The sequence below is a fragment of the Paraburkholderia acidipaludis NBRC 101816 genome, assembly GCF_000684975.1.
Lineage (GTDB): Bacteria > Pseudomonadota > Gammaproteobacteria > Burkholderiales > Burkholderiaceae > Paraburkholderia > Paraburkholderia acidipaludis.
The window spans coordinates 96,788-109,419 of the sequence record NZ_BAXZ01000007.1 but is presented as its reverse complement, the minus strand read 5'-3'; the positions used below and the strand labels follow the sequence as shown (position 1 = coordinate 109,419).

Below are 12,632 nucleotides of genomic sequence, written 5' to 3'. Positions count from 1 at the left end.
CCGTCATTAATTAAATCAACATGATTTATTTAATGACGGAACGGGGAGCGTGTCAGCCTGGGGAAATCCCGGTGGGACTGAGATCGCATGGAAAGCTCTGCGCTTGTACAAGGAATCGTCCGCGGACTTTGCCGGTTGCCTGATCGAACGCGCGTGCCACGAAGCGCAATGCGAATACACGGCGACGTTCGACGCCAAAGCGGCGAAGACGGCCGGGATGCGAGTCATCAAGTGATGGCGCGCTATCATTGCAGACGTCAACGAACCATCCGATAGACAGAAGCCGACAATGGCCAGACAAAACACGACCGGTATCGCCCGTCGCGGCACCGGGCCGCGAAAGAGCGAAGCACATCCCGCCGACGAGGAGAACGCCGCGCGGGACGCCGCAGAAGTGCATGAAAACGCCCCCGAAGGCGCCGACGAAGAAGGCGCCGGCGCCTCCACGTACCTTGTGCCCGGCCTCGAACGGGGCCTGCGCATCCTCACCGAATTTTCGGCGCGCGAGCCGGTGCTCGGCGCCCCGGAACTGTCGCGGCGCATCGGCATTCCCCGCACGACCACGTTCCGCCTGTTGCAGACGCTCGAGGCGCTGGGTTTTCTCGAACGCGTGAACGGCGACCGGCAGTTTCGCCTGGGCGTGGCCGTGCTGCGTCTCGGCTTCGAGTACCTGAGTTCGCTCGAACTTACGGATTTCGGCCAGCCCGTGCTCGAACGTCTGCGCGATTCGACCGGCCTGAGCGCGCACCTTTTGATTCGCGACGGCCGCGACATCGTATTCGTCGCGAAGGCACAGACGCATGATCCGATGTTCAGTTCGGTGAAGGTGCACGTGGGCACGCGTTTGCCCGCGCACGCCACCGTGCATGGCCAGGTATTGATGGGCGATTTCACGCTGGCCGAACTGCGCGCGCTCTACCCGGAAAAGCAGCTCGAACGTTACACCGACCGCACGCCCGCCACGGTCACCGACCTCTACGCGCGCATACGCGAGAGCGCGGAGCAGGGCTACGCACTGAGCGAGGGATCGTTCGAAACGGGGATTTCGGTGGTGAGCGCGCCGGTGCGCGATCAGTCGGGCAAGATCGCGGCGGCCATCACGGTAACGGTGCCGCGCTCCGATATCGGCGGCGAAACGCAGCGGGCGCCGCTCATCGCGGCGGTGTGCGGCGCGGCCGTCGATCTGTCGACGCGCCTGAACTATCGGCCGCGTGCCAACGATCCCACCGCGGCTCGCGCCGCGCGCAGCCGTCCGCTGCCGGCGGGCTTTCTCTGAACCGGCGCGGCCCTGGCGCCGCGCCGTGCCTCGATCAGAACGAGTGGTGAATGCCGGTGAGCACGCTCACCTGGTTGCGTCCGCTCGACACCCCGGCGGTGAAGAGCGCGGCATACGCTTCCGAGTTCGCATGCTCGTACAGCACGTCGGCATAGACCTGGGTGGACTTCGAGAGCGCGTAGATGTCGCCGACCACGATCTGGGACCAGCGGCGGCCCGAGAGCGTCGAAGTGGAGGCACCGCTCACGATCGTGTCGGCAACGGTGAGCTGGTAGTTCGCGCCCGCGTCGTAGCTCTGGAACGTGTCGGAGTAGCCGTTCGACTGCAGCTTCGTGCGCGTATAGAGACCGTGCACGAGCAGGTTGCCGAGTGAGTACTGCGCGCCGATGCCCATGTTCTGCACCTTGTCGGCGAGGTACGTCGCGGCCGGCTGGCCCTGGAACTCCGTGATGCCGGTCGTCGCCATCGACACCGAGCGGTCGTTCTCGTTCGACCACGAAGCGCCGGCCTTGAAGCCGCCGTTGTTGTACGTGAGCGCGTAGCTCATCGTGCGGCCGGTTGCGAAGTTGGAGGTGTTGCCAAGGCCCAGCATCGCGCCGGCCGTGAAGCCGTAAAAGTTCGCAGAACGGAATTTCACCGAGTTCTGGAACGGCACGACGCTCGTGTCGGCGAGTTCGTCGATATTGCCGGGGTGGAACGCGAACCAGTTGCCGCTCAGGTAACCCGTGCTGAACGGGCCCAGCACGTCGAAGGAGAACGGCGTCTGCAGGCCGAACGAGAGCGTGCCGATCTGGTTCGACTGCAGGCCCACGAAGGCCGCGCGGTTGAACAGCGTGCCGGCCTTCGCCATCGCGCCCGTGTTCGTGTAGAAGCCGTTTTCGAGCTGGAAGACCGCCTTCAGGCCGCCGCCCAGATCCTCTGCGCCGAGCAGGCCCCAGCGATCGGGCTGGGTATTACCCTGCTCTTCTTCCCACTTCGTGCTCCCACCCGCGTTGCTGATATAGGCGACGCCGGCATCCATGCTGCCGTACAGCGTGACGCTGCTTTGCGCCCATGCGCTCGTGACGGCGCAGATTCCGGTCAGTCCCGCGACAATAACGTGCTTCAACTTTGGACTCCTCAACGTGTGACGAATGGCCGGATCGCTTGTGCCGGCCTGTTCAACCTCTTGATTGGCGTTGCGCCGCTTCTTTCCGGTCGGCTACACTGAGCGTGCTGTGTTCCATGTATGGACAAACGTAACGCCTATGGAAAGTATAGAGATTCTTTCCGGTAGCCAAAATACTTTTTTGGGACGGTGAATACCCTGTGTTGTTTTGGCGTCAAGCAGTCCGTCTGTCTGGAGAAAGCCTTTCCGTTCAAGCGCTTCGGCAACTCCCGCGAGACGCGGGATGACACCGTTCCCACCTCCTTCCTACGAAGGATCGGTGTTTTCCCTAGGGATGTGTGATTTCTGTTTTTTCCGCGCGCCACGGCTTCTATAATGACCATACATAAACTAATGTTCCTTGTATGGAACATGAGTGTCCTGGAAAGGTGAGAAATGGCTGAAGAATGGCGTTGTGCCGGACATGCCGGCGATCTGTCCGAAGACGCGCCGATCGAGTTCAAGCTCGACGGCACCGAAATCGGCATCTACAAGGTGGGCGACGAGCTCTATGCACTCGAGAACGTCTGCCCGCATGCGTTCGCGTTGCTGACGCAGGGCTTCGTCGACGGCGACACCGTCGAATGCCCCCTGCACGAAGCCGTGTTCCATATCCCTACCGGAAAGTGCCTCAAGGAGCCCGGCGGCCGCGACCTGAAGATGTACTCGGTCCGTCTCGCCGGCGAAGAAATCCAGATCAAGGTGGAATGACATGCGTGAAATCCCCGTGAACTTCAATCCGTCGCTCAAGCCCTGGCTCGCGCCGCAACCGAACAACGTGGCCGGCAAGGGCGTGATCGAGCAGCCAGGCGAGGCGCTGAACCTCGTGTGGCAGACCCGCAAGGCCGAGCCCACGCAATACGAAAACGACTTTGGCGATGCGCTCGAGAAGGTGTTCGAGGCCGGCGCCGTCGAACTCGAAGAGGTGGTGGCAGGACTGAACCGCGTGGGTTTCCGCACGCCCGAAGGCGCGCCGTGGACCGCGGAGCGACTGACCGCCGAATTCCGTCTGCTCGCCGAATAAGCGGGCTCGCCGACATACACGGTCCAGCACCGTCACACCGAACAAGTATCCGGAGTCTCACGATGACGTCCCCCACTCCCGAAGCAGCCGGCGCCGCCGATCCGATCCGCGCCTATCTCGACCGCGGCCTGCGTAATTACTGGTATCCCGTCGCGCCGAGCTGGCAGGTTGGCAGCGCGCCCGTCGGCATCACGCGTCTTGGCGACCAGATCGTGCTGTGGCGCGATCAGGACGGCAAGGTCCGCGCGCTCGAAGACCGCTGCCCACACCGCGGCGCACGCCTTTCGCTGGGCTGGAACCTCGGCGACCGCGTGGCGTGCTGGTATCACGGCATCGAAATCGACGGCGGCGGCACGGTGCAGAGCGTGCCGGCCGTGGCGGCCTGCCCGCTGGAAGGCCAGAAGTGCGTGAAGTCGTACCCGGTCGAAGAGCACGCAGGCGCGATCTTCCTGTGGTTCGGCGACGAAGCGCACAAGGAGCCGGCGCCGCTCGTGCTGCCGGAAGAACTGGTGGACGAGTCGTACGCGAGCTTCCTCTGCATGTCGAACTGGAAGTGCAATTACCAGTACGCGATCGACAACGTGATGGACCCGATGCATGGCGCCTACCTGCACGCGACTTCGCACTCGATGGCCGAGGGCGACAAGCAGGCCGACATGCGCGTGCGCAAGACCGAAACGGGCCTCATGTTCGAGAAGGTCGGCCAGCGCGACGTGAACTTCGACTGGGTGGAACTGGGCGACACGGGCACCCTCTGGATGCGCCTCGCCATTCCGTACAAGAAGAAGTTCGGCCCGGGTGGCAACTTCGGCATCATCGGCTTCGCCGTGCCCGTGGATGAAAAGCACTGCCAGGTTTATTTCTGGCGCACGCGCAAGGTGCAGGGCTGGCAGCGCGACGCGTGGCGCTTCCTGTACCGCAACCGCCTGGAAGGGCTGCACTGGGCCGTGCTGGAGCAGGACCGCTACGTTCTCGAAAGCATGGCGCCGAACGCGCGCGACCACGAATTCCTCTATCAGCACGACGTGGGCATGACGCGCGTGCGCCGCATGCTGCGCCAGCGCGCGCAGCAGGACTTCGCCGAGCTCGATGCCTGGCGTGCCCAGCAGGACGCAAAGCAAGGCGCAACGCAGGGCGCGCAAGCGGCGGGCCACAGCCATGCATAACACCGTGGCACAGGCGAGCCTGGCCGGCCGGCGCGTCGTCGTGACCGGCGGCGCGCGGGGCCTGGGCGCGGCGTTCGTGACGGCGCTGGCCGCGGCCGGCGCCCGCGTGACCTTCGGCGACGTGCTGCACGACGCCGGCGCGTCACTTGCGGTTTCGCTCGCGGCGCAGGGGCATGACGTGGGCTATGCGCCGCTCGACCTCGCGCAGCCGGAGAGCATCCGCACGTTCATCGAGGGCGCGGCGCGGCGCATGGGCGGCATCGACAGCCTCATCAACAACGCGGCGATCACGAATTCAGGCGGCAAGCTTGCCGGTGAACTGAGTGTCGACACGTGGGACGCCGTCATGAACGTCAACGTGCGCGGCACGTGGCTCATGTGCACGGCGGCGCAGCGTTGGCTGGCGGAATCGGGCCGTGGCGCGATCGTGAACATTGCTTCGGACACCGCATTGTGGGGCGCGCCGAAGCTGCTCGCCTATGTGGCCAGCAAGGGCGCCGTGATCGCGATGACGCACTCGCTCGCCCGCGAATTCGGCAACGACGGCATCACCGTCAACGCCATCGCGCCGGGACTGACCGAAGTCGAGGCGACGGCCTATGTGCCTGCGGAACGCCACGCGTACTACCTCGAAGGCCGCGCGCTGCGCCGCTCCCAGGTGCCCGAGGACGTGACGGGGCCTGTGCTGTTCCTGCTTACCGATGCCGCTCGCTTCGTGACGGGCCAACTGCTGCCGGTGAACGGCGGCTTCGTGATGAATTGATCTCAACCAACCGAACCCAGGGAGAAATCGATGGCTGATGCCGATATCGAGCGCAAGTCGTGGGACCAACCCGACGACGCCACCTTCGAACAATGGATGGAAGGCCGCGTGGCGCGCTATGCAACGCGCCGCTACGACTGGGACGCGCTGAAGTTCCAGGCCGACTATGACCCGAAGTACCGCCGCGCGCAGATGCGCTACGTGGGCACGGGCGGCACGGGTGTCGCGAAGGACGTGAACACGGTGCCCGCAGGTGGCTTCACGTTTTCGACGATGGTGATTCCGGCCGGCAACATCGGCCCGAGCCACATCCATATGGACGTGGAAGAAATCTTCTTCGTGCTGCGCGGCAAGATGAAGGTGATCTGCGAGAAGGACGGCAAGACCTGGGAGGCCGTGCTCGGCGAGCGCGACCTGATCTCGGTGCCGCCCGGCGTGTACCGCACGGAAATCAACGTCGGCGAGGAAGACGCGCTGATGTGCGTGATGCTCGGCTCGCCGAAGCCCATTACGCCGACCTATCCGCCGGATTCGCCGCTCGCGAAGATCAAGCGCGATCTGCAGAAGTAAGGAATCCGTATTTTCAACGACTGAACCGGTTGCCATGAACACCCTCATCACACCCGCCACCGAAGCCGCCGCACCGCTCGAAGCTCGCCTTGCCCGCTTCCCGGTACAGCTTGCCGACGTGGGGGGCGCAAGCGTGGCGTATCGCGAGGCGTCAGGAACGCCGGACGACGCGCTGCCGCTCGTGCTGCTTCATGGCATCGGTTCGGGCGCGGCTTCCTGGGTTCAGCAGTTCGAAACGCTGGGCGCCTCGCGCCGTGTGCTGGCCTGGGACGCGCCGGGGTATGGCGCTTCCACGCCGGTCACGGCCGGATCGCCCGTGGCGGCCGACTACGCCCAACGGCTGGCCGGCTGGCTCGACGCGCTCGGCATTGCACGTTGCGTGCTGGCAGGGCATTCGCTTGGTGCGATCGTTGCGGGTGCTTTCGCTGCAGCGAATCAGGAGCGGCTGGCGGGGCTGCTCCTGATTTCGCCCGCAGGCGGCTACGGCGCGGCTAGCGAAGCACTGCGCGCCGAAAAGCGCGATGCGCGCCTCGCCATGTTGGCCGAACTCGGCCCGGCGGGTCTTGCCGAAAAGCGCAGCGCGAACATGCTCTCGCCGCACGCCGACGAGACGGCGCGCGCCTGGGTGCGCTGGAACATGTCGCGCGTGCTGCCGCACGGCTACGCGCAGGCCACGCACCTGCTCGCGAACGCGGATCTTGCCGCCGACCTCGCGATTTTCCGGGGCCGCGTGGGCATGGCCGTAGGCGCCGAGGACAGCATCACGCCGCCCGCCGCGTGCGAACGGCTGGCGCAGGCGGCACGCGTGCCGCTGCGGCTCGTGCCGCGCGCCGGTCATGCGGGCTATATCGAAGCACCGGCGGCCTACGACGCGTTGATCGACGCGTTCTGCCGCGCGGCCGAAGGACAACGGAGTCACTGAATGACACCCGATCTCGCCAGAGCGACCCCCGGCGCCGACGAAGACCGCAGCGATACGAACTATCGCGTGCCGGGTCTGGAACGGGGGCTGCGTATTCTCACCGAATTTTCGCCGCGCGAGCCCGTGCTCGACGCGCCCGAGCTGTCGCGGCGCCTCGGCATTCCGCGCACGACGGTGTTTCGCTTGCTGCAAACGCTCGAAGCGCTGGGCTTTCTCGAGCGCGCGGACCGCGACCGCAATTACCGGCTGGGTGTGGCGGTGCTGCGCCTCGGCTTCGAGTACCTGAGCTCGCTGGAGCTCACCGATCTCGGCCTGCCGCTCATCGAGGCGCTGCGCGACGAAACTGGTCTCACCTCGCATATCGTGATCCGTGACGGCCGCGACATCGTTTTCGTGGCGAAGGCGCAAAGCCATGCGCCCATCTTCAGCTCGGTCAAGGTGAACGTGGGCACGCGCCTGCCGGCGCACGCCACCACGCACGGCCAGGTGCTGATGGGCGACTTCACGCTGGACGAGCTGCGCGCGCTTTATCCGGAGCCGACGCTCGAACGCTTCACGCCGCAGACGCCCGAGACCGTGGAAGAGCTTTTTGCCCGTATCCGTGAGGATGCCGAACGAGGCTATGCGGTGAGCGAATCTTCGTTCGAGCGCGGCATTTCGGTGGTATCGGCGCCCGTGCGCAACGACACGGGGCGCATCGTTGCGGTGATCACCACGACGATCCCGCGTCCGGCCATCGACGCCCAGTTGCTCGACGCAGGGCTGATCGACAAGGTGCTCCGCGCCGCCAACGATCTCTCGCGACGGCTCAACTATCGGCCTGGTAAAGGCGGTTCGCAGAGCGGGGCGCAAGACAGCACTCGCAAGGGCAGCCCGTATATGAAGGCATTGGGGATCAGATGATTCAAATCGACTTGACCGGTCAGGTTGCGGTGGTGACGGGCGGTTCGTCCGGCATCGGCCTCGCGACGGCCGAACTCTTTCTGCAGGCGGGCGCTTCGGTCGCGATCTGCGGCCGCGACGCCGAGCGCCTCGCACGCGCCGAGCAGGGCTTGCGCGAACGCTTCCCGCAGGCGCAACTGCTGGCCGCGCGCTGCGACGTGCTGAATGCCGACGACGTGGCCGCTTTCGCCGGCGCAGTCGAAAAGCGCTTCGGCCGCACCGATATGCTCGTGAACAACGCAGGGCAGGGCCGCGTCTCGACCTTCGCGGATACCACCGACGAAGCGTGGCGCGAAGAACTGGACCTCAAGTATTTCAGCATCATCCGCCCGACGCGCGCGTTCCTGCCGATGCTGCGTAGTACAGCGAAGCAAGGCAACGCAGCCATCGTCTGCGTGAACTCGCTGCTCGCGCTGCAGCCGGAGCCGCATATGGTGGCGACGTCCTCGGCGCGCGCCGGGGTGCTGAGCCTCATCAAGTCGCTCGCGGGCGAACTCGCGCCCGAGCGCATTCGCGTGAACTCGATCCTGATCGGCATCGTGGAGTCGGGCCAGTGGCGCCGCCGCTACGAAACGCAAGCGAAGCCGGGCCAGAGCTGGGAAGACTGGACCGGCGAGCTCGCGCGCACGAAACACATTCCGCTTGGCCGTTTCGGCCGCCCCGAAGAAGCGGCCCGGGCACTGTTTTATCTGGCCACGTCCCTGTCGTCCTATACGACGGGCAGTCATATCGATGTATCTGGAGGCGTAGCACGTCATGTCTAACAAAACCACCGTCGGCGAACTGATTGCCGCCTTTCTCGAACAATGCGGCGTGGAGACCACGTTCGGCGTGATCTCGATTCACAACATGCCGATCCTCGACGCCATCGGCCGGCGCGGCAAGATCCGCTACGTCGGCGCGCGCGGCGAAGCGGGCGCGGTCAACATGGCGGACGGCCTCGCGCGCGTTTCGGGCGGCCTGGGCGTGGCGTTCACGAGCACGGGCACGGCGGCGGGCAATGCGGCGGGCGCGATGGTCGAGGCACTGACCGCGGGCACGGCGCTCCTGCACATCACCGGCCAGATCGAAACCGAATACCTCGACCAGGACCTCGCCTACATTCACGAGGCGCCGGATCAGCTGACCATGCTTTCGTCGATCTCGAAGGCCGCGTTCCGCGTGCGCTCGGTCGAAACGGCGTTGCCCACGATCCGCGAAGCGGTGCGCGTTGCACGGACCGCGCCGAGCGGCCCCGTGAGCGTGGAGATTCCCATCGACATCCAGGCCGCGCTGATCGATTGGCCCGCCGATCTCGGCGCACCGCACCTCACGGCGCTCACGCACGACGACGCGCGTGTGGAAGAACTGGCGAACGCGCTCGCGAAGGCGAAGCGTCCGCTGCTGTGGCTTGGCGGCGGCGCGCGTCATGCGCGCGCGGCGGTCGAGCGCCTCGTCGCGCTGGGCTTCGGCGTGGTGACGAGCGTGCAGGGCCGTGGCGTGCTGCCCGAAGATCATCCGGCCACGCTCGGCGCATTCAACGTGAGCGCGCCCGTGGAGACGTTCTATAAAACGTGCGACGCGATGCTCGTGGTGGGCTCGCGCTTGCGCGGCAACGAAACGCTGAAGTACAAGCTCGGCCTGCCGCAACCGCTCTACCGCGTGGATGCGGATGCGCTGGCGGACAACCGTGGCTATCGCAACGCGCTCTTCGTGCATGGCGATTCGGCGGCGGTGCTCGACGCGCTGGCCACGAAGCTCGAAGGCAAGCTGAAGGTCGATCCGCAGTTCGCGGCCGATCTCGCGGCGGCGCACGAAACGGCGGTGGCCGAAACGGCCAAGGGTCTCGGCCCGTATCGCCGTCTCGTGGAAGCGCTCCAGCGCGCCGTGGGCCGCGACTACAACTGGGTGCGTGACGTCACGATCTCGAACAGCACGTGGGGCAATCGTCTTCTGAAGATCTTCAGCCCGCGCGCGGGCGTGCATGCGCTCGGCGGCGGCATCGGCCAGGGCATGCAGATGGCGATCGGCGCGGCGCTGGCGGGCGCGGCGGCGAAGACCGTCTGCCTCGTGGGCGACGGCGGCCTGATGGTCAACGTCGGCGAACTCGCGACGGCCGTGCAGGAAAAGGCCAACGTCATGATCGTGCTGATGAACGATCAGTGCTATGGCGTGATCCGCAACATCCAGGACGCGCAGTACGGCGGCCGCCGCATGTTCGTCGATCTGCACCAGCCGGACTTCGCGCAGTTCTGCGCGAGTCTGAGTCTCAAGCACTACCGACTTTCATCGCTCGACGAAGCCGACGCCACGATCCGCGAAGGCCTTGCGTTCGAGGGCCCCGTGCTGCTGGAAGTGGACATGAAGTCGGTGGGCAGCTTCGAGACGGTCTTCGCCGGGCCGCCGGTGCGTAAAGAGGAGCCGCAACATGCCTAATGGGGCCAACCCGGGCGCTGCGCAGGCGCCCGTCGACATCGCGATGATCGGCTTCGGCGCGATCGGACAGACGGTGTATCGCGCCGTGGCGGCCGATCCGCTCGTGCACGTCTCGCACGTCATCGTGCCAGAGCAGCACGCGGGTCAGGTGCGCGATGTGGTGGGTACGTCGGTGGAGGTCGTGTCGTCGGTGGCGGCGTTGTCCAGCCGTCCGCAGTTCGCGCTGGAATGCGCGGGACACGGCGCGCTCGTCGATCACGTCGTGCCGCTCCTGAAGGCCGGCACGGACTGCGCGGTGGCCTCGATTGGTGCGCTCTCGGACGTCGATCTGCTCGAACGGCTCTCGCTCGCGGCCGACGAAGGGCAGGCCACGCTCACGCTGCTCTCGGGCGCGATTGGCGGTATCGACGCGCTTTCGGCGGCGAAGTTGGGCGGCCTCGACGAAGTGCTCTACACGGGCCGCAAGCCGCCGCTCGGATGGCTCGATACGCCGGCCGAAGAGGTCTGCGATCTGCGCACGCTCACGAGCGAGCGCGTCATCTTCGAAGGCAGTGCGCGCGAAGCGGCGCGTCTCTTTCCGAAGAACGCGAACGTGGCGGCGACGATTGCGCTGGCGGGCCTCGGCCTCGACCAGACAACCGTGCGCCTGATCGCCGATCCGGCGGTCCAGCGCAACGTGCATCGCATCGTCGCGCGTGGTGCGTTCGGCGAGATGTCGCTGGAAATGTGCGGCAAGCCGCTGCCGGACAATCCGAAGACCTCGGCGCTGACGGCATACAGCGCGATTCGCGCGCTGCGCAACCGTGCGGCACGCTGCGTGATCTGACGAAGTAGTGGCGGCGAGCGGCGCTTCACGGCGAGCTCCCCGCATGAGGAACTGTGAAATGACACCTTTCGATACGAGCCCGATACGTGACCTGCTGCCGAACGGCGACATCCTGATCGGCGGCGAATGGCGCCGCGGGCGCGCCGCGCCTTATGCAAGCCTCTACCCGGCCGACCAGTCGCTGAACCTGGAGGTCTCGCAGGCGAGCGTGGAAGACGCCGAGGAAGCCATCGTGGCCGCCGACTCCGCCTGGCGCCGCGCCGACTGGGCCGGGCTCAAGCCGCATCAGCGCGCGCTCGTGCTGTACCGCATCGCCGACCTCATCACGCAGCGTCACGAGGCGCTTGCGAATCTGCAGCGTCGCGACAACGGCAAGCCCATCGGCGAAACGCGCGCGCTCGTGGCGAGCGCGGTGAACACGTTCCGCTACTACGCGGCGTGCCTCGAAACGCTCGACGAAGAGCTCACGCCATCGCGCGGCGACTATCTGACGATGAGCGTGTACGAGCCCATCGGCGTGATCGCGGCAATCACGCCGTGGAATTCGCCGATCGCTTCGGACGCCCAAAAGCTGGCGCCGGCGTTGGCGGGCGGCAACTCGGTGGTGCTCAAGCCTGCCGAAGTCACGCCGCTCGCCTCGCTCGCGCTCGCGCGCATCTGCGAGGAAGCGGGCGTGCCCAAGGGCGTGCTGAGCGTGTTGCCGGGCAAGGGCTCGGTGATCGGCGACGTACTCGTGCGCCATCCGCTCGTCAAGAAAGTGTCGTTCACGGGCGGCACCGACGTGGGCCGCGGCATTGCGCGCATTGCTGCGGAAAAGCTCATGCCGGTTTCGCTCGAACTGGGCGGCAAGTCGCCGACCATCGTGTTCGACGACGCCGATCTCGACCACGCCGTAAACGGCGTGCTGTACGGCATCTTCAGTTCGTCGGGCGAGGCCTGTATTGCGGGCTCGCGTCTCTTCGTGCAGCGCGGCATCTACGACGCGTTCATGAAGCGCCTCGTGGAAGGCGCGCGCAAGCTGCGCGTGGGCAACCCTGAGCAGGCCGAAACGCAGATGGGTCCGCTCATCACGGCGAAGCATCGCGAAACGGTGGAACGTTACGTGGCGCTCGGTCTCGAAGAGGGCGGGCGCCTGTTGTGCGGCGGCGAGCGGCCGGTGGGCGAGGGGCGCGAGAACGGTTTCTTCTACCAGCCGACCATACTCGAAGGACTCCAGAACAGTGCGCGCATCTGCCAGGAAGAGATTTTCGGGCCGGTGCTCGTGGCAATGCCGTTCGACGACGAAGCCGCGCTGATCAAGGAAGCCAATGACAGCGTATTCGGTCTCGCCGCCGGTGTCTGGACGCGCGACTATAAGCGCGCATGGCGCGTGGCGCGCGCGCTGGAGGCGGGCACCGTCTGGATCAACACCTACAAGCTGTTTTCGATCTCCACGCCGTTCTCGGGCTGGAAAGATAGTGGCATGGGCCGCGAGAAAGGGCGGCTCGGCATTCGCGAATACATGCAGCAGAAGAGCCTCTACTGGGGCTTGAACGACGCACCGCTGCCGTGGGCCAAGGCCTGACGGCAGGAGAGACAGAT

At 65.9% G+C, this 12,632-nt stretch carries 13 protein-coding genes; 12 read left to right on the top strand and 1 reads right to left on the bottom strand.

What is annotated here, in order from left to right; translation table 11 throughout:
* Positions 1-289: 289 nt before the first annotated feature.
* Positions 290-1,276, top strand: coding sequence for an IclR family transcriptional regulator (locus BAC01S_RS10875; protein ID WP_027794794.1), 987 nt, complete (start codon positions 290-292; stop codon positions 1,274-1,276).
* 34 nt (positions 1,277-1,310) lie between these two features.
* Here BAC01S_RS10875 and BAC01S_RS10870 read toward each other — a convergent pair whose 3' ends face one another.
* The gene (locus tag BAC01S_RS10870) at positions 1,311-2,384 is read right to left on the bottom strand and encodes a porin (protein WP_027794793.1); all 1,074 of its coding nucleotides are present in this window, start codon (positions 2,382-2,384) and stop codon (positions 1,311-1,313) included.
* Positions 2,385-2,819: 435 nt separating this feature from the next.
* Here BAC01S_RS10870 and BAC01S_RS10865 point away from each other — a divergent pair, with 435 nt between their 5' ends.
* From BAC01S_RS10865 to BAC01S_RS10815, 11 genes are all read left to right on the top strand, one after another.
* The gene (locus BAC01S_RS10865) at positions 2,820-3,134 is read left to right on the top strand and encodes a non-heme iron oxygenase ferredoxin subunit (protein ID WP_027794792.1); all 315 of its coding nucleotides are present in this window, start codon (positions 2,820-2,822) and stop codon (positions 3,132-3,134) included.
* Between the two features lies 1 nt (position 3,135).
* Positions 3,136-3,447 carry a recombinase-like helix-turn-helix domain-containing protein gene (locus BAC01S_RS10860; protein ID WP_027794791.1) on the top strand — a complete coding sequence of 104 codons (312 nt, stop codon included), beginning with the start codon at positions 3,136-3,138 and terminating at the stop codon, positions 3,445-3,447.
* 62 nt (positions 3,448-3,509) lie between these two features.
* Positions 3,510-4,613 carry an aromatic ring-hydroxylating dioxygenase subunit alpha gene (locus tag BAC01S_RS10855; RefSeq protein WP_027794790.1) on the top strand — a complete coding sequence of 368 codons (1,104 nt, stop codon included), beginning with the start codon at positions 3,510-3,512 and terminating at the stop codon, positions 4,611-4,613.
* On the top strand, positions 4,606-5,376 hold the full coding sequence (locus BAC01S_RS10850) for an SDR family oxidoreductase (RefSeq protein ID WP_027794789.1): 771 nt from the start codon (positions 4,606-4,608) through the stop codon (positions 5,374-5,376). The genes BAC01S_RS10855 and BAC01S_RS10850 overlap by 8 nt, the downstream gene beginning before the upstream one ends.
* A gap of 30 nt (positions 5,377-5,406) precedes the next feature.
* On the top strand, positions 5,407-5,946 hold the full coding sequence (locus tag BAC01S_RS10845; RefSeq protein WP_027794788.1) for a cupin domain-containing protein: 540 nt from the start codon (positions 5,407-5,409) through the stop codon (positions 5,944-5,946).
* A 34-nt stretch (positions 5,947-5,980) separates the two neighbouring features.
* On the top strand, positions 5,981-6,868 hold the full coding sequence (locus tag BAC01S_RS10840; protein WP_027794787.1) for an alpha/beta fold hydrolase: 888 nt from the start codon (positions 5,981-5,983) through the stop codon (positions 6,866-6,868).
* The gene (locus BAC01S_RS10835; RefSeq protein ID WP_027794786.1) at positions 6,869-7,771 is read left to right on the top strand and encodes an IclR family transcriptional regulator; all 903 of its coding nucleotides are present in this window, start codon (positions 6,869-6,871) and stop codon (positions 7,769-7,771) included.
* Entirely contained in the window at positions 7,768-8,574 is an 807-nt protein-coding gene (locus BAC01S_RS10830) for an SDR family oxidoreductase (protein ID WP_027794785.1), read from the top strand. Before BAC01S_RS10835 ends, BAC01S_RS10830 begins: the two co-directional genes overlap by 4 nt.
* On the top strand, positions 8,567-10,225 hold the full coding sequence (locus tag BAC01S_RS10825; RefSeq protein ID WP_027794784.1) for a thiamine pyrophosphate-binding protein: 1,659 nt from the start codon (positions 8,567-8,569) through the stop codon (positions 10,223-10,225). The genes BAC01S_RS10830 and BAC01S_RS10825 overlap by 8 nt, the downstream gene beginning before the upstream one ends.
* Positions 10,218-11,051 (top strand): aspartate dehydrogenase, encoded by an 834-nt coding sequence (locus BAC01S_RS10820; RefSeq protein ID WP_027794783.1) that lies wholly within the window; start codon positions 10,218-10,220, stop codon positions 11,049-11,051. Before BAC01S_RS10825 ends, BAC01S_RS10820 begins: the two co-directional genes overlap by 8 nt.
* A gap of 58 nt (positions 11,052-11,109) precedes the next feature.
* A complete protein-coding gene (locus BAC01S_RS10815; RefSeq protein WP_027794782.1) occupies positions 11,110-12,615 on the top strand; it encodes an aldehyde dehydrogenase in 1,506 nt (501 codons plus the stop codon).
* The last annotated feature ends 17 nt before the right edge of the window (positions 12,616-12,632 follow it).